The sequence below is a fragment of the Brevibacterium sediminis genome, assembly GCF_013623905.1.
Taxonomy (GTDB): domain Bacteria; phylum Actinomycetota; class Actinomycetes; order Actinomycetales; family Brevibacteriaceae; genus Brevibacterium; species Brevibacterium sediminis.
In genome coordinates this window covers 369,476-385,285 of sequence record NZ_JABKDD010000001.1, presented here as the reverse complement: position 1 = coordinate 385,285, position 15,810 = coordinate 369,476, and the positions used below count along the sequence as shown (strand labels likewise).

17 protein-coding genes are annotated in these 15,810 nt (G+C 64.4%); 7 read left to right on the top strand and 10 right to left on the bottom strand.

Annotated elements, in window-relative coordinates; all coding sequences use genetic code 11:
- Positions 1-124 precede the first annotated feature (124 nt).
- The 4 genes from HK108_RS01810 to HK108_RS01795 all read left to right on the top strand — a co-directional run bounded on the left by HK108_RS01810 (position 125) and on the right by HK108_RS01795 (position 4,567).
- Complete coding sequence (locus HK108_RS01810) at positions 125-1,399, top strand: magnesium transporter MgtE N-terminal domain-containing protein (RefSeq protein ID WP_181270430.1); 1,275 nt, start codon at positions 125-127, stop codon at positions 1,397-1,399.
- Positions 1,400-1,401: 2 nt separating this feature from the next.
- Complete coding sequence (locus tag HK108_RS01805) at positions 1,402-1,950, top strand: DUF1003 domain-containing protein (RefSeq protein WP_229663902.1); 549 nt, start codon at positions 1,402-1,404, stop codon at positions 1,948-1,950.
- A gap of 69 nt (positions 1,951-2,019) precedes the next feature.
- Positions 2,020-3,141 carry an Mrp/NBP35 family ATP-binding protein gene (locus HK108_RS01800; protein ID WP_181270429.1) on the top strand — a complete coding sequence of 374 codons (1,122 nt, stop codon included), beginning with the start codon at positions 2,020-2,022 and terminating at the stop codon, positions 3,139-3,141.
- A gap of 4 nt (positions 3,142-3,145) precedes the next feature.
- On the top strand, positions 3,146-4,567 hold the full coding sequence (locus HK108_RS01795) for a polysaccharide deacetylase family protein (protein ID WP_139466939.1): 1,422 nt from the start codon (positions 3,146-3,148) through the stop codon (positions 4,565-4,567).
- 85 nt (positions 4,568-4,652) lie between these two features.
- On the opposite strand, the gene HK108_RS01790 is transcribed toward HK108_RS01795, so the two are convergent.
- Positions 4,653-5,108 carry a twin-arginine translocase TatA/TatE family subunit gene (locus HK108_RS01790; protein WP_139466938.1) on the bottom strand — a complete coding sequence of 152 codons (456 nt, stop codon included), beginning with the start codon at positions 5,106-5,108 and terminating at the stop codon, positions 4,653-4,655.
- Positions 5,109-5,187: 79 nt separating this feature from the next.
- Between HK108_RS01790 and HK108_RS01785 the strand changes: the two genes are divergently transcribed.
- The gene (locus HK108_RS01785) at positions 5,188-5,520 is read left to right on the top strand and encodes an MGMT family protein (RefSeq protein WP_139466937.1); all 333 of its coding nucleotides are present in this window, start codon (positions 5,188-5,190) and stop codon (positions 5,518-5,520) included.
- Between the two features lie 36 nt (positions 5,521-5,556).
- On the top strand, positions 5,557-6,192 hold the full coding sequence (locus HK108_RS01780; protein WP_139466936.1) for an O-methyltransferase: 636 nt from the start codon (positions 5,557-5,559) through the stop codon (positions 6,190-6,192).
- Between the two features lie 79 nt (positions 6,193-6,271).
- Here the strand turns inward: HK108_RS01780 and HK108_RS01775 are convergent, their stop codons facing one another.
- The 6 genes from HK108_RS01775 to dapE all read right to left on the bottom strand — a co-directional run bounded on the left by HK108_RS01775 (position 6,272) and on the right by dapE (position 11,118).
- A complete protein-coding gene (locus tag HK108_RS01775; RefSeq protein WP_064485784.1) occupies positions 6,272-6,442 on the bottom strand; it encodes a DUF3117 domain-containing protein in 171 nt (56 codons plus the stop codon).
- A gap of 141 nt (positions 6,443-6,583) precedes the next feature.
- Positions 6,584-7,819, bottom strand: a complete 1,236-nt coding sequence (locus tag HK108_RS01770) for a hypothetical protein (protein WP_139466935.1) — start codon at positions 7,817-7,819, stop codon at positions 6,584-6,586.
- Positions 7,816-8,151, bottom strand: coding sequence for a DivIVA domain-containing protein (locus HK108_RS01765; protein ID WP_181270428.1), 336 nt, complete (start codon positions 8,149-8,151; stop codon positions 7,816-7,818). Before HK108_RS01765 ends, HK108_RS01770 begins: the two co-directional genes overlap by 4 nt.
- 35 nt (positions 8,152-8,186) lie before the next feature.
- Entirely contained in the window at positions 8,187-9,086 is a 900-nt protein-coding gene (gene folP / locus HK108_RS01760; protein WP_219922129.1) for a dihydropteroate synthase, read from the bottom strand.
- On the bottom strand, positions 9,083-9,946 hold the full coding sequence (locus tag HK108_RS01755; protein WP_181270427.1) for an LOG family protein: 864 nt from the start codon (positions 9,944-9,946) through the stop codon (positions 9,083-9,085). The genes folP and HK108_RS01755 overlap by 4 nt, the downstream gene beginning before the upstream one ends.
- A 5-nt stretch (positions 9,947-9,951) precedes the next feature.
- Positions 9,952-11,118 carry a succinyl-diaminopimelate desuccinylase gene (dapE, locus tag HK108_RS01750; protein ID WP_172169109.1) on the bottom strand — a complete coding sequence of 389 codons (1,167 nt, stop codon included), beginning with the start codon at positions 11,116-11,118 and terminating at the stop codon, positions 9,952-9,954.
- 41 nt (positions 11,119-11,159) lie between these two features.
- Here dapE and dapD point away from each other — a divergent pair, with 41 nt between their 5' ends.
- Entirely contained in the window at positions 11,160-12,104 is a 945-nt protein-coding gene (dapD, locus tag HK108_RS01745; RefSeq protein WP_139907645.1) for a 2,3,4,5-tetrahydropyridine-2,6-dicarboxylate N-succinyltransferase, read from the top strand.
- A 609-nt stretch (positions 12,105-12,713) separates the two neighbouring features.
- Here dapD and HK108_RS01740 read toward each other — a convergent pair.
- The 3 genes from HK108_RS01740 to fdxA all read right to left on the bottom strand — a co-directional run bounded on the left by HK108_RS01740 (position 12,714) and on the right by fdxA (position 15,683).
- The gene (locus HK108_RS01740; RefSeq protein ID WP_101544913.1) at positions 12,714-13,997 is read right to left on the bottom strand and encodes a citrate synthase; all 1,284 of its coding nucleotides are present in this window, start codon (positions 13,995-13,997) and stop codon (positions 12,714-12,716) included.
- A 234-nt stretch (positions 13,998-14,231) separates the two neighbouring features.
- A complete protein-coding gene (gene dapC / locus HK108_RS01735; RefSeq protein WP_172169106.1) occupies positions 14,232-15,353 on the bottom strand; it encodes a succinyldiaminopimelate transaminase in 1,122 nt (373 codons plus the stop codon).
- Between the two features lie 3 nt (positions 15,354-15,356).
- Positions 15,357-15,683, bottom strand: a complete 327-nt coding sequence (gene fdxA, locus HK108_RS01730; RefSeq protein ID WP_181270426.1) for a ferredoxin — start codon at positions 15,681-15,683, stop codon at positions 15,357-15,359.
- Positions 15,684-15,810: the final 127 nt, after the last annotated feature.

Below are 15,810 nucleotides of genomic sequence, written 5' to 3'. Positions count from 1 at the left end.
GATGAATAGGAAAAGTGGGCGAGTGGAACCCGACGCCCACTGCGTTCACCGCCCGCGAATGTGATCTCGATTCAATTCGTGGAGGCGATCACTGAAAGCTCCATGCACCACGTAGTCTGAGAACATGAGTGGTCCACCGAAAAGAGTTTTCGTCGCCCGACTCGTCTCCGCCCCCGTGTTCGACCCTCTCGGCGATCAGGTCGGCCGTGTCCGTGACGCCGTCGTCGTCTATCGTGCGACGATGCGGCAGTTCCCGCGAGTCATCGGCCTCGTCGTCGAAGTGCCGGGCCGTCGCCGCGTATTCGTGCCGATGGGCCGGGTCACCGCGATCGACTCCGGCCAGGTCATCACGACCGGCCTGGTGAATATGCGCCGCTTCGAACAGCGCGAATCCGAGACCCTGGTGATGAATGACCTGCTCGACCGACGGCTGCGTCTGCGCGAGGACAACTCACCGGTGCTCGTCGAGGACGTCGGCATCGAACAGCAGGTGAACAAGGACTGGGAGGTCACCAGGCTGTTCGTGCGTCGTGTGCCCGAACGCAGCGCCTTCGCCGCGTTCCGCCGCCGCGGCGAGACCAAGCAGATCGACTGGACGGATGCCGACCATCCTGTGGATTCCGAGGTCGATCAGGAAGCCACTCAGCTCATCGCCGCCTATCAGGACACGAAGCCTGCCGACCTCGCCGATGTGCTCTTCGAGATGAACGCCGCTCGCCGCCTCCAGGTGGCCCGTGCCCTCGATGACGAACGCCTTGCCGATGTCGTCGAGGAGCTGCCGGCCGAGACCCAGATCGAGATCCTCACCGGACTCGAAACCCAACGAGCCGTGACCGTGCTCGAAGAGATGGCTCCAGACGATGCGGCAGACCTCCTCGGCGAGCTCAGCGATGAACAGGCCGAACGATTCCTGACTCTGATGGAACCGGATGAGGCCGAAGATGTGCGTACGCTTCTGGCGTACGACGATGACACAGCCGGCGGTCTGATGACGACCGAACCGGTCATCCTCACCCCGGAAGCCACTGTCGCCGAGGCGCTGGCCCATGTCCGGCGGGAAGACCTGCCTGCGGCGCTGGCTGCCGCGGTCTTCGTCTGCAGGCAGCCGGTAGAGACCCCGACTGGCAAGTATCTGGGTCTCGTCCACATCCAGGAGATGCTGCGCCATCCGCCGCACGAGGCCGTGGGCATCATGCTCGACACCGAGGTCGAACCGCTGTCGCCGGAGACTCCGCTCGGCGAGGTGGCGAAGCTGCTGGCCGCGTACAATCTGGTGTCGGTGCCGATCACCGACGACAACGATCGCCTCGTCGGTGTGGTCACCGTCGATGACGTCCTCGACGAGCTGTTGCCCGAGGACTGGCGAACCACCGGTCGAGACGATCGCAGCAGGGGGTAGATATGGCCGTCGATGATTTCGAGATCCCGCGGTCGAGCAAGCGCCGACTGCCGAGCTTCACCGTCTCCCCCGAGACCTTCGGACGCGGAGCCGAGGCCTTCGCTCGGTTCATGGGCACTCCCGCGTTCCTCGTCGGGATGACGGTGTTCTGTGCGGTGTGGCTGCTGTGGAATACCCTGCTGCCGGAATCGTGGCAGTTCGACCCGCGATCGCTCAACTTCACCCTGTTGACCCTCATCCTGTCCCTTCAGGCCTCCTATGCCGCGCCGTTGATCCTGCTCGCGGAGAACCGCAGCACCGACCGGGACCGCGTCGAGTTCGAACACGATCGGCAGCGCGCCGAACGCAACCTGGCCGACACCGAGTACCTCGCACGAGAGGTGGCGGCGCTGCGCATCGCCATGCGCGAGGTCGCCACTCGTGACTTCATCCGCTCCGAGCTCAAGGATCTGCTCAAGGAGCTCGAGGAGGAGAGACAGGACGAAAACGGGACCGACAAGGTCGATCCCCGGGCCTCCGAAAAGCGCCGAGGCGGCCCTCGAGGCGGATGACGAGACGACCGCCGAAGCGGTAGTGTTGAGGGCCCGGGAGCACTGTTCCGGGAAGGAAAGGACGTGGGCATGACTGGTCCCTCTGAGGACGCCGTGAGAGAGGCGCTGACCGGGGTCATCGACCCTGAGATCCGCCGCAGCATCGTCGAACTCGATATGGTCGAGTCGATCGTGATCGAAGGCGGCAAGGTCACCGTCACAGTTCTCCTCACGATCGCCGGGTGCCCGCTGAAGGACACGATCACCAAAGACACCAAGGCTGCGGTGGCCGGTGTCGACGGGGTCGCCGAGGTGGCTGTCGTTCTGGGCACGATGACCCCCGAACAGCGCAAGGAGATGAAGGAGAAGCTGCAGGGCTCCGGCACCCGCGATATCCCCTTCAATCGCCCGGAATCGCTGACGAAGGTCTATGCCATCGCGTCCGGAAAAGGCGGAGTCGGAAAGTCGTCGGTGACCGCGAACCTCGCCGTGTCCCTGGCGGACAAGGGCCTGCGTGTCGGCATCGTCGATGCCGATATCTACGGCTTCTCCATCCCCGGTATGCTCGGTCTCTCCGGCAAGCCGACCCGAGTCGATGAGATGATCCTGCCCCAGGTCGCCCATGACGTGAAGGTGATGAGCATCGGCATGTTCGTCCCGCCGAGCCAGGCCGTCGTCTGGCGCGGTCCCATGCTCCATCGCGCTCTGCAGCAGTTTCTCACCGATGTGTTCTGGGGCGACCTCGACGTGCTGCTGCTGGATCTGCCTCCCGGCACAGGTGATATTGCGATCTCCGTGGCTCAGCTGCTGCCCGGATCCGAGCTCCTCGTCGTCACCACACCGCAGTCGGCGGCCGCCCAAGTCGCCGAACGTGCGGGATCCATCGCCACACAGACGAAGCAGACGTTGGCAGGAGTCATCGAGAACATGTCATGGATGGAGATGCCCGACGGCACTCGGATGGAGGTGTTCGGCTCCGGCGGAGGTGCCAGCGTGGCCGAGAACCTCGCCGCCGCCCTCGACCAGGAGGTTCCACTGCTCGCCCAGATCCCCTTGGACACTCGTCTGCGGGAAGGTTCGGACGCGGGTACCCCGGTCGTGCTCGGCGGTCCAGATTCGCCTGCGGCGAGGGCTTTCGACACCCTTGCGGAGTCGCTGCGGCGACGCAGTCGCGGCCTGTCCGGCAGGTCCTTGGGACTGAGCCCGGTCTGAGTCGGTGTCTCCTCTCTCCCCTCGCGATACCCTCGTCTACTCTGCCTTCGTCGGCCTCAGCGCTCTGACCACTCTCGTCCTCTTGGCCGGAGCTGTCGTCACTGCTCTTCGAGATGACCCCACCCCCGGACGGCCGGTGGAATCCGCGCAGCGAACGATCGCCGCCGAGAACCGGGACGCTCTCTCCGCAGTGCTGCGCAGCTACGCGCTCGTCTCAGACGAACGCACGCCGCGACTGGACGTCCACACCTTCGGTCTGCCCACGGCCGCCTCGTTGAATGCGGCGATCGAAGAACATGTGCTGTCTCTCATCGACGGTTCCGGAGGCTTCGCCGACCGCGCTGCCTTCGACCCCGTTCAGACAGCCCCTGTCCACAGGTGGCCGGCGACGGCTTTCACACCAGCCCAGACCAGCATCGATGACGCTCCTGCGTCTCGAGTCGACCCGCGTGCTGTGGACATCAGCACTCGGGTGTTGGCAAGCGGCGGGAAATTCGTCGTGACCGCAATCGATGTTCAGTCGCCGCATCCGCAGACAAGGCTGCTGCTGACCGATCTCGCCCACGACAGCACAGTCAATGCCCGCCGGCTCTTCGCCGCACCGGTCGACCCGGCCGCCGTCGGAGCCGATGACACCGGCACGCTGACGATCAATGACGATGCCGTCTCCGACACCGATCTGTCCTCCATCGGCGTCCGTGTCCAGAAGGCGCTGCACAGCAGTCTCGAACTGCCGCAGCCGTTTGATCTGCGCTCCCCCGACTTCTCCTGCGCGCTGCTGCCCTGTGTGGCGCTGACCTATGACGACGGTCCCGGAGAGGCGAAGACCGAACAGACGATCCTCGACGCAGCCGATGAGGCGAACATCCGTCTGACCTACTTCTTCCTCGGGAAGAACACGGTTGCCTTCCCCGAAGTGGCCGAGCGCATCATCTCCGCCGGCCATGAAGTCGACGATCACACGTTTTCGCATGTCCAGATGGACAAGACCTCCTCGGCGACGATCCGCAGAGAGCTCGACCGGACGGACAGATCACTGCGATCGGTCGGAGTGAAGGACGAACCTCTCGTCCGTCCCCCGTACGGTGCCCTCGACAAACGCGCAGCACATGCTCTGGGTGGCCCTGCGATCATATGGGACGTCGATACCGGAGATTGGCAGCACAGAGATGCGAAGAAGACGGTCCGACGTGTGCAGTCTCTGACCAGGCCCGGATCAATCGTGCTCATGCATTCCATTCATCCGTCGACCGCGAAGGCGGCTCGGGAGGTGTTCTCGGCCGTGGCGGACAAGGGCCTCTACGCAGTGACCGTGCGCGAGCTCTTCTCCGGGATCGAATGGAAGAAGGGCGGGTCGTACTTCTGCCGCGGCTACGGCGATGAGCTGTGCTCGAATCCCGAACATCCCGCGGTGATGAAGAACTGAGCCACTGACGCTTGCACGGAGGTGGGAATGCAACATTCCCAACAGACGCCGTCGGCCCCAACCCCAGGTGGGTTCCGGGGGCGGCTCAGGTGGCTTCGGGGTCGAACGGTGCCGCAGCGGAACGGTCGCGCTGGTCGATCTGAGCTTGGAACCGTTCGATGGGTGATTTCTCCCGGGTAGGGGTCGCCCCGGTGTCGGTCTCAGTGGACAGGGCAGCACCGGAGGACTCAGCGGATGACAATTCTTCAGAGGCCCGTTCCTGACGTTTGGACTCGCGGATGGCTGCATCCTCTTCGACGAGTGCCTCACGTACGATGCGGCGGGGATCGTACTGGCGCGGATCGAGCTTCTGCCAGTCCACGTCCTTGAAGTCGTCGCCGAAATCGCGTCGGACGCTGTCTTTCGCGCCTTCGGCCATGCGACGCATCTGCCGCACGAAGTCCCGCAGCTTCTGAGCGTATTCGGGTAGGCGTTTGGGTCCGATGACGACCAACGCCACAACGACCAGAATCACCATTTCGGTGCCGTTGATACCGAACATGGTCTCAAGTCTACCGTGGACGGCGGTAGCATCGACTCATGGTCAGCTCAGGTTCGACATCCCGCTGCCGGGAGGTGCAGTGGACGAGATAGCAGTCGAACGGGTGCTGCGCATCATCGAACTCGTACCCGCCGCACGCGTCGTCGCCTACGGGACAGTCGGCGCCGTTGCCGACTGCTCACCCCGCTATGTCGGACGGGTGATGAGGGAATTCGGATCGAACGTCACTTGGTGGCGAGTCGTCAACGCGGCCGGGATCCTGCCGCCCGAGATCTTCGCCCGCGCCCGCATCCACTGGGAAGAGGAGGGCACACCGCATTCACATGAGCGGGTCGAACGCGCGGCATTCCTCGAAGTCGATGAACTCGATCGACTGTGGCGCAACCAAGGAATCGACCCCGATTGCAGTTAGACTTGGGAGAACTCAGCACCAGAAGGGAGGGGCCGGTTGGCACGCGAAAATGCAGGTGATCTCACCTTCTCGGAACAGTACAACGGTCCCGATCCGCTGCTCGACGCCGCTCGCACCCACTCTCATGAGTTCGGGATCGCACCGGTGTCGCAGACCACGGCGAGGACGCTGACGCTGCTGGCCCGACTGCTCACACCGGTCGCGGCCGTCGAGGTCGGCACCGGTGTGGGAACGTCGACGCTGTCACTTCTGCGCGGGATGCCGACCGCCGGGATACTGACGTCGATCGACACGAATTCGACGACCCAGAGCGCAGCTCGTGACCTCGCCGACATGGCAGGAATCCGGCCGGGGCGATTGCGTCTGATGAGCGGTCGAGCCGAAGAGGTGCTCAAACGTCTCGCGCCTTCGGCCTATGACATGGTCTTCATCGACGTGGAGCCGGGCAGCCTTGAGAGGATGATCCAACCCTCTCTCCGCCTGCTCGATGCCCAGGGCCTGCTGGTCATCCACAAGACTCTGCTCAAGGGCGCCGTCGCCGATCCCGTCGATCGCAGTCCCCGGACTCAGGCGGCACGGAGCATGCTCAACCGCATCGCCGAACAGGAGCACCTCGAACGGGTTCTGCTGCCCATCGGAGAAGGGCTGCTGCTGCTGCAGAAGACCCGGTGAATGCAACAACAGCAGAGACTTACAGGTAAGTCTCTGCTGTTCGTGCGTCTCCGTCCGGCCGTGTTCTGCGGCCGTCGGCTCAGAGCCCCAGCGTCTGGGCGAGAGTGTCGTGGAGTCCGGTGGCTTCATCTCTGCTGAGTTCGATCACCAGACGGCCTCCGCCTTCGACTGGAAGCCGCATCACCATGCTTCGGCCTTCTTCGGTCACTTCCAGAGGTCCGTCGCCGGTGCGGGGTTTCTGGGCTGCCATATGGGCTCTTCCTTCCGTTGTCATTCAAAGACGGTTCACACCAGGTGGACCGAATGATGTACCTACGATTATTCCATGATCCGCGCGTTCCCGGTAACTCTCCCGCCCAACGGACGGTGACGGGGGCAGATCAGCAGGCGATCACGGCGGCAGATCGGCCGGCGGAGTGAAGTGCCACAGGTAGGCGACCCATACGATCTGAAGCAGGATATAGGCCACCAGCATCGCGGCCCGATAGCCTCGTGAGCGCACCAGCGACAACGTCAGGGCCAGCGGGAACAACGGCAGCAGCAGACGCAGGGTGGAGGTCTGCGGATTGAAGAAGATGAGCAGATACAGGCCGTACCCGAGGCAGAACAGCTGCAGTGTCCGTCCCATATGCGCTCCCGCCGGGGAGAAGATCAACGCGAGCATTCCGGCGACGACGATGACGAGAAGCACCGGACCGAGCGGACCGATGAGGCTGATCGACCGAGCCACCCACTGGACGACGAACGTGGTCTCGCCGGTGTGCCAGGCCGCCTCGGTGTCGGTATAGGCCGTCAGCGATCCGGTTGCCCACCAGGCATGGACCGGGTGGATGAGGGCCGCTGCGCAGGAGAGCACACCCAGGGCCCAGGACCGGATCACCTCGCCGGTCGGATACGGATCGCTGCGGCGGCGGAGGAAGCGGTCGATGAGGTGGAAGAGCATGAAGAACGAGAACGCCACGCCGATCGGCCGCGACAGATCCATGAAGACGACGACCGGGATCGCCGTGAGATAGCGGCGTTCGACGACGAGGAACAGCGCCGACGCCTGCAGCAGGAGGGTCAGTGATTCGGCATAGCCGGTGGAGAAGATCGCGGCCGGTGGGAAGAACATCACGAGCGCTAGGCCCATCAGCGCCTGACCGGCATCGACGTACTTCCGGAAGAGGTGGAGGATGACGATCGAGGCCAGACCGGCCGCGATCGTGGACACGATCGGCGAGATGACTTCGTAGCTCAGCCCCGTGAGGTCGGCCAGAGTGGACACGATCGAGGGGTGCAGCGGATAAAACGCCCACTGGTTCTCCGCGACCGCTCCGGATTCGTCGACGGGCAGGATGCGGGGATAGCCCTCATCGGCGACGCGCCCGTACCAGCCGCCGTCCCAGAAGTTGAGGAAGTCATTGAGCGTCGTCGTCACAGGCGACGACGACCAGTTCGCCGGGTCCTGCCGTTTGAGGACTGCGGCGAAGATCGACATGCTCACGACGCGGGAGGCGAAGTACACTGCCACGGCCTGCAGCCACACGGGCAGAGCCATGAACAGTGCGCCGAGGCGGCTGAAACGGGAGGAGTCGAAGACTTCGGGGGCGAGGGTGATTCCGGGGAGGTCTGCGGGGCGGCTCATCGTGGTCCGGCAGCCGTTTCCGGTCCGTCAGGTGAGGTTGTCGCTCTGGTGGGCGATGCCGCCTCGGCGGGGGCGGCTGCGGTTTCGAGTTCGCTCAGGCGTGCCCGCAGCATCGCCATGGCCGCGTCGACGTCTTCCATCCGGTAGCCGCGCAGCGCGGGCCGGAACCGCACCGATTCCAGGTCCTTGACGGTGAACTCCGCCGGCAGCCCGGTCCAGCTCTCTTCGGCCTCGTCGACGGTTTCGGAGGAGAAGACGTTGAAGGTCGCTGCGACGACGAATACGAGGACGAAGACCGCAGCTGCGACACCGATGACAATCCACAGAGGCATGCCCCCATTTTCGCATAGGCGCCTGCACGGAAGGCTCAGCGCAGTCCGCGCACGGTGTGTCTCGGCGCCGCTTCGCCGGTGATCGCCACGGTCACGTCGATGGCGTCGGTAGTGGCCCTGACATCGTGGGTGCGGATCATCGCCGCTCCCTTCTCGACGGCCAGCGCGGTCGCGGCGATCGTTCCGTACAGCCGGTCCGACGGGGCGACCTCACCGATGGCCTCACCGACGAAATCCTTGCGTGAGATCGCCAGCAGCACCGGATAGCCGGTGGCGGCGAATCGGTCGAGTTCACGCAGCAGACGAAGCGAGTGGTACGTGTTCTTCCCGAAGTCGGGAGTGGGATCGATGATGATCCGGTCTTCGCGCACCCCTGCTGCACGCGCCGCCTCGGCGAGGTCGATGACGCCTGCCAAGGTGGAATCGACGACGTCACCGGCCTTTAGGCCATAGCGGTTGCGGTGGGCGTCGGTGCGCGGATCCAATCCCCCTGTGTGGGAGCAGACGATGCCGACATCATGTCGGGCGGCCACCTCGGCGAGCTTCGGGTCGATCCCGGCCCAGGTGTCGTTGAGCAGTCCCGCACCGGCCCTGCAGGCAGCCTCGGCCACTTCATGGCGCCAGGTGTCGACGCTGATGAGCACGTGCGGGTGGGACCTTGCGACTGCTTCGATGGTCGGGCACACGCGGTCGATCTCCTCGGCCACGGAGATCTCCCGTCCGCGGCCGGCGCGCACTCCCCCGATATCGACGATCTGAGCACCCGCCGAGGCGGCCGCCTCCACCGCCGTGATCGCCTCGTCGAGGGTGGCGGCGGATTCGTAGAACGAATCTGTGGTGCGGTTGATCACGGCCATGATCGCCGGGGTTCCGGGCCGAGCCCGGGCCAGATCGAACCGTTCGCCCTCCGGCACTGATGAGATGTCGCCCCTCATGGTCGACCGTTCGCAGGATTCGCCGCGGCCGAGTCCTGGCCGTGTCCCGGTCCGATCGCGGCGACGACTTCGTCGAGGTCATCGGTGAGGGTGAACATGTTCAGGTCTGTTTCGCTGATCGTCCCCGCGGCCAAAAGGGTCTTCTGCATCCAGTCGACGAGCCCGCGCCAGTAGTCGGTCCCGAAAAGCACGATCGGGAATGAGGTGATCTTGCCGGTCTGGACCATGGTGAAGGCTTCGAACAGCTCGTCCAGAGTGCCCAGGCCTCCGGGCATGACGACGAATCCGCGCGAGTATTTGAGGAACATGGTCTTGCGGACGAAGAAGTAGCGGAAGTTCACGCCGAGTTCGACATGCTGGTTGAGTCCGGTCTCGAAGGGCAGCTCGATGCCCAGCCCGATGGACACTCCCCCGCCCTCGCAGGCACCGAGGTTGCCGGCCTCCATGATTCCGGGTCCCCCGCCGGTGATGATCGCATTACCGTTCTCGGCGATGCGGCGAGCGATCTCGCGGGTGTCCGCATAGGCCTGGGTGCCGGCTTTCAGACGGGCTGAGCCGAAGATGGACACTGCCGGTCCGATCTCGGCCAGCGAGCCGAATCCTTCGACGAACTCGGCTTGGATGCGCATGACACGCCACGGGTCCTCATGCACCCAGTCGGTGCCCGACTTCGATTCGAGGAGGCGCTGGTCCGTCGTCGTCGCCGGCACCTGGTCACCGCTCAGCCGCAGCGGGCCCTTGCTGTAGAAGCCCGGGTCACCTGTTGGGTCGTCTCCCCGGTCGCCTGTCTGATCGTCGGCGGAAAGGCGCCCGGGAGCACTCGAAAGCTCGCCATCGACGTCGTCTGTCGCTCTGGTCATCTCGTTCACCGGCCCTGAAGGTAGCTGCGCAGAGTTGCGGTGGCCTGTTCCACCTCGGTGACTCTCACATGCTCGTCCGACTTATGGGCGTACAGAGGGTTGCCGGGACCGAAATTCACCGCCGGAACGCCGAGGGCGCTGAACCTGGACACATCCGTCCAGCCGAGCTTCGGTGCCGGGGACAGACCGAGGGTGTCGATGAAGTCCTGGGCGATCGCCCGGTCGAGTCCGGGGCGGGCCCCCTCGGCGGCATCGGTGACGACGACGTCGAATCCGGTGAAGAGCTCGCGCAGGAAGGATTCCGCCTCGGCGGCCGACTTGCTCGGAGCGAAGCGGTAGTTCACGGACACCACGCACTCGTCGGGCACGACGTTGCCGGCGACTCCCCCGCGGATGTTCACGGCGGACAGGGATTCGCGGTAGTCGAGCCCATCGACCGTGACGGTGCCCGTCTCGAATTCGGCGAGCCGGGTGAGGATCTCGGCGGCAGCATGGATGGCGTTGACACCCATGAAAGCACGGGCCGAGTGGGCCCGGACTCCGGTGGTGGTGACGTCGACGCGGATGGTTCCGTTGCAGCCGCCTTCGACGGAGGCGTTCGAGGGTTCGCCGAGGATCGCGAAGTCACCGGCCAGCCAATCGGGATGGTTGCGGGAGACGCGGCCGAGTCCGTTGAGTGAGGCATCGACCTCCTCATGGTCGTAGAAGACCCAAGTGACATCGCGGTTCGGACTGGTCAGCGCGGCCGCGGTGGACAGCTGCATCGCCACTCCGGCCTTCATATCGCAGGCACCCCGCCCCCAGATGACCTCGTCATCGGGGTAGTCGTCTCCGGACATGTGGGTGCGTACGGGCGGAAGGTTGTCTTCGACGGGAACGGTGTCGAGGTGGCCGGCGACGACGATGCGCTCGGCCAGCCCCAGGTTCGTGCGAGCGATGACGGTGTCTCCGTCGCGGAGGATCTCCAGGTCCGGTCCCGGACCCGCGCTGATCCTCTCCAGCACAGCGACGACGGCATCGGCGAGGACGGTTTCGTTCCCGGACACGGATTCGATGGCGCACAGTCGGCCGGTGAGTTCGGCCGGGTCACCCACCGCGGCGAACAGGTACTCGCCGAGGTCGCCGACGGGCGCGAATATGGCATCAGTCTCAGCAGATGGATCGACAGTCATGTCTCTTAGCCTAGTACGGCGCCACCGTCTAGGCTTGAGGCATGACAGAACGCATCGTTTCCGCACGTGGACTCGCCACGATCCATTCCGACACCGTCCTCTCCGTCTGGTACCCGGTACTGAGCACCGGCGATACCCACGACACCGCCGAGGCGGCCGCCACCGCTCGCGCCGCCGACGACGGTCTCGACGCCCTGGAGGGCACCGATGAGGCTCGCGGCACCCGCTCAGAGGTCGTCACCACCACGATCGATCTCGACGCCGGTCCCGCCTCGGCGGCCGACGCCTACCTGCGTCTGCACGCACTGTCCCACCGCGTCGTGACCCCCAACGACGTCAACCTCGACGGAATCTTCGGCCATATCGCCAATGTCGTGTGGACCTCCTTCGGCGCCTGCTCCCCCGAGGACTTCGAGGCCACTCGCGCCAAGCTCCTCGCCCGCGGCCCTGTTGCCGTGTACGGGCTCGACAAGTTCCCGCGGATGACGGACTTCGTCATCCCCTCCGGCGTGCGCATCGCCGACGCCGACCGTGTCCGCCTCGGCGCTCACCTTGCTCCCGGCACCACCGTCATGCACGAAGGCTTCGTGAACTTCAATGCCGGGACGCTCGGTTCGGCCATGGTCGAAGGCCGCATCTCCCAGGGCGTCGTCGTCGGAGACGGCTCGGATATCGGCGGCGGAGCCTCAATCATGGGTACGCTCTCCGGCGGCGGCACGCACCGCATCTCCATCGGCTCGGGCAGCCTCCTCGGCGCGAACGCCGGTGTCGGCATCTCCATCGGCGATGACTGCATCGTCGAAGCCGGTCTCTACATCACTGCAGGCACTCGCGTGACGGTCCCTGGCGAAGACGATGCCGTGGTCAAGGCCGCCGAGCTCAGCGGGAAGAACAACATCCTTTTCCGCCGCAATTCGGTCACCGGCACCGTCGAGGCGATCGCTCGCGACTCAAAGGGCATCGAGCTCAACCCCGACCTCCACTGAGTCAGCCTCCGGCGACCGGCGAAACGGGTCTCATCGACCGACCTGCCGTTCGCTGGAAAGATGAGGGCACCTTGTTGACGGTGAGGCGGAAGCCGAATCGCCTGCGAAGAGCAGCCAAGGGCGCGTTCACATCATGTGGACGCGCCCTCAGCGCATTCACTCCTCCGATAACGCGCCCCATCGCTGCAGTCCTAGCGAACACGCACGCATCTGCCTCGCCTGCGAGCATGCATCCACCATGGCTCGTCGCAAATCACTCCGCTTGAGGCAAAACATCTCGCGCGTGCCATAACGCCCCGTTCCTGCAGGAGGTTGTGGCACCAACGGTGACGCATGCCCAAGCACGTGTAGGAGAAGCCACCACCGGCGCATAGTGGCACTACCGGTGCGGGATGGCGAACGAAGGCCCACGCTGAGGACATGTTGGCGACGGGAGGCCTGCCGGAGAAATGCACCTGTGAAAAGGGCAGCGCGGAACAGCGCAGCCGGTGCGGGGGAAAGGGCAACGGCGCGGGACGGACCTGGGCAGTTACGACTGTGCCGGGCAGGTGAATGCACAACGGCGCCGGGCAGACGAATCTGCTCCGACGCCGTTGCGTCCGCTGGGACTCAGCGTTCGCTGATGTCCTTGTAGTTCCGGTTGTATTCGCCCGTGTAGATCTGTCGGGGACGGCCGATCTTCGTCTCGGGGTCCTTGATCATCTCGCGCCACTGGGCGATCCAGCCGGGCAGGCGACCGACCGAGAAGAGCACGGTGAACATATTCGTCGGGAATCCGAGAGCCTTGTAGATGAGGCCCGTGTAGAAGTCGACGTTCGGGTAGAGCTTGCGCTCGACGAAGTAGTCGTCGGCCAGCGCGATCTCTTCGAGCTGCTGAGCCAGTTCGAGCAGCGGGTCGCCGCCGGACCGCGCGAGAACCTCGTCAGCCGTCTTCTTGATGATCTTCGCGCGCGGATCGTAGTTCTTGTACACGCGGTGACCGAAGCCCATGAGACGGACGCCGTCTTCCTTGTTCTTCACGCGTTCCATGAACTTCTTCGGTCCGTCATCGGAGGCCGCGATCTGCTCGAGCATCTCGAGCACTGCGGAGTTCGCGCCGCCGTGCAGCGGTCCGGCCAGGGCGTTGACGCCGGCCGAGATCGACTGGAACACGTTGGCCTGCGACGAGCCGACGAGGCGAACCGTCGAGGTCGAGCAGTTCTGCTCGTGATCGGCGTGGAGGATGAACAGCTGATCCATGGCCTTGACCGCCAGCGGATCCGGTTCGTATTCCTCAGCGGGAACGCCGAAGTTCACTCGCAGGAAGTTCTCCACGAGGCTCAGCGAGTTATCCGGGTGGATGACCGGCAGGCCCATGTTCTTCCGATGCGCAAGTGCCGCGATGGTCGGCATCTTCGCGAGCAGACGGAACGACGAGGTGTCGATCTGGTCTTCGTCAAAGACATCGAGGTCGTCTTGGTAGAACGTCGACAAAGCCGCGACGGCAGCTGCAACCATAGGCATCGGATGAGCGTCGTACGGGAACGCTCGGAAGAAGCGCCGCAGGTCCTCGTGGACGATGGTGTGTCCGCGCAGGCGAGCGTCGAAGGCATCGTACTGTTCCTGAGTCGGCAACTCACCGTAGATGAGGAGGTAGCAGACTTCGACGAAGTTCGACTGTTCCGCGAGCTGTTCGATCGGGTAACCGCGGTACTGCAGCTCACCGTTGTCACCATCGATGTAGGTGATGGACGACGAGGTGGTTGCAGTGTTGGCAAACCCTGGATCGTATGTGACCGCGCCGGTCTCTTTGAGCAGAGAACCGATACGGTATCCGTTGTTGCCCGCTGTTGCTGACACCTCGGGCAGTGTCAGCTCCGTATCAGCGATCCTGAGGTTCGCCTCCGAAGTCATTCGATCTCCTCACCGTTGACCGACCCCAAGAACTTCCTGAGGTGTTTTGCACAGTTCTTTCAAAGACTACCGACAACTGCGGGAATCAGAAAATCACTGCACGCTTCATTTACTGGCTGGTAATACGTCTGACCAGGGCAGATAACAGTTTTTCGCCCTGCATGAAGTCTTAGCAGGAACTTAGCGGACGCTCGGAAACCGTCGACTTCCTCGCACCGTGCCCCGCCCTCGTAATCATCTCGCGGCGGCCCGAAGACGCTCGGCCGCGGCTCGAATGCGTTCGTCGGTGGCGGTCAGCGCAATCCGCACATGGTCGGCAGCCGCCGCTCCGTAGAACTCTCCGGGACCCGCCACGATGCCGAGTTCGGCAAGGTCAGCCAGGGACTCCCAGCAGTTCTTGTCCGCGGTCGACCACAGGTAGAGACCGGCAGTCGAATGGTCGATGCGGAATCCGTACTCTTCGAGACCAGTTCGCAGCTGCTCGCGTCGTGACCGGTAGGTCTCCTTCTGCGCCAGCACGTGTTCGGTGTCGCGGAGTCCGGCGACCATGGCTTCCTGAATCGGGAACGGCACGATCATTCCCGCGTGCTTGCGTGAGCGGGTGAGATCGGAGATGAGCTCGGCGTCACCGGCGACGAACGCCGCGCGGTAGCCGGCGAGGTTCGACTGCTTCGACATCGAGTACACACTCAGCACACCGGCATTCGACTCCCCCGCGGCTGCAAGTACGCTCGGCGCCGGCTCATCGGATTCCCAATTGAGCAGTCCGTAGCATTCGTCCGATGCGACGACGACTCCGGCGGCACGAGCACGGCGAACCACCTCGGCGATGGTGTCGACGTCGAGGACCTCACCGGTCGGGTTGCTCGGCGTGTTGATCCACAGCAGACCGACACCGTCCAATGACTCGCCGTCGACGATCTGCGCGGCGTCGAGACGGCGGCATTCGACGCCAGCGATCGTCGCACCCATCTCGTAGGTCGGGTAGGCAGCGGAGGGACAGGCGACGGCCAGTCCTCGCTCGCGCAGTCCCAACAGGGTCGGCAGCCAGGCTACGAGCTCCTTCGAGCCCACAGTCGGCAGGATCTCCGTGGCGGGATCGAGCTGAACCGAGTGCCAGTTCTCGTACCACCAGGCGATGGCTTCACGAAGCTGTGCGGTTCCGGCAGTCGTCGGGTAGCCGTGCGCATCCCCTGCGTCCGACAGCGCACGCCGGATCACCTCGGGGGTGGGGTCGACCGGAGTGCCGATGGAGAGGTCACACACTCCGTCGGGATGCTCGGCGGCCCGGTTGCGGTATTCCGTGAGACGGTCCCAGGGGTAGTCCGGGAGGTTGAGTCCGAAGGCGTTCGTCATCGGTCAGTCGTCGTGGTTCTGCGGCGGCAGGGCGGAGACGATCGGATGGTCCTTGCCGGTGTTGCCGAGCTTCGCGGCACCGCCGGGCGAACCGAGGTCGTCGAAGAATTCGACATTGGCCTTGTAGTACTCTTCCCACTCATCGGGCACATCGTCCTCATAGAAGATGGCCTCGACGGGGCACACCGGTTCGCACGCACCGCAGTCGACGCATTCGTCGGGGTGGATGTACAGGCTGCGTTCGCCCTCGTAGATGCAGTCGACGGGGCATTCGTCGATGCAGGCCTTGTCCTTGAGGTCGACACAGGGCTGGGCAATGATGTACGTCACTGGGCTGACTCCTCGAAAGACTCACAGATGGTGCGCATATACATCCCACAATACGCCTTCGCCCGATTCCCGTGACCACCGGTCTCAAGTGATTCGCATTGCATCTGACATCCCTGACCACGCCTGC

Excerpts from the sequence above, each read along its gene's own strand:
- HK108_RS01775 (WP_064485784.1), bottom strand. The coding sequence starts at position 6,442 with ATGGCAGCCCAGAAACCCCGCACCGGCGACGGACCTCTGGAAGTGACC.
- HK108_RS01755 (WP_181270427.1), bottom strand. The coding sequence starts at position 9,946 with ATGACCAGAGCGACAGACGACGTCGATGGCGAGCTTTCGAGTGCTCCC.
- HK108_RS01765 (WP_181270428.1), bottom strand. The coding sequence starts at position 8,151 with ATGCCTCTGTGGATTGTCATCGGTGTCGCAGCTGCGGTCTTCGTCCTC.
- dapD (WP_139907645.1), top strand. The coding sequence starts at position 11,160 with ATGACAGAACGCATCGTTTCCGCACGTGGACTCGCCACGATCCATTCC.
- folP (WP_219922129.1), bottom strand. The coding sequence starts at position 9,086 with ATGAGGGGCGACATCTCATCAGTGCCGGAGGGCGAACGGTTCGATCTG.
- HK108_RS01790 (WP_139466938.1), bottom strand. The coding sequence starts at position 5,108 with ATGTTCGGTATCAACGGCACCGAAATGGTGATTCTGGTCGTTGTGGCG.
- HK108_RS01800 (WP_181270429.1), top strand. The coding sequence starts at position 2,020 with ATGACTGGTCCCTCTGAGGACGCCGTGAGAGAGGCGCTGACCGGGGTC.
- HK108_RS01740 (WP_101544913.1), bottom strand. The coding sequence starts at position 13,997 with ATGACTTCGGAGGCGAACCTCAGGATCGCTGATACGGAGCTGACACTG.
- dapC (WP_172169106.1), bottom strand. The coding sequence starts at position 15,353 with ATGACGAACGCCTTCGGACTCAACCTCCCGGACTACCCCTGGGACCGT.
- HK108_RS01770 (WP_139466935.1), bottom strand. The coding sequence starts at position 7,819 with ATGAGCCGCCCCGCAGACCTCCCCGGAATCACCCTCGCCCCCGAAGTC.
- HK108_RS01810 (WP_181270430.1), top strand. The coding sequence starts at position 125 with ATGAGTGGTCCACCGAAAAGAGTTTTCGTCGCCCGACTCGTCTCCGCC.
- dapE (WP_172169109.1), bottom strand. The coding sequence starts at position 11,118 with ATGACTGTCGATCCATCTGCTGAGACTGATGCCATATTCGCGCCCGTC.
- HK108_RS01805 (WP_229663902.1), top strand. The coding sequence starts at position 1,402 with ATGGCCGTCGATGATTTCGAGATCCCGCGGTCGAGCAAGCGCCGACTG.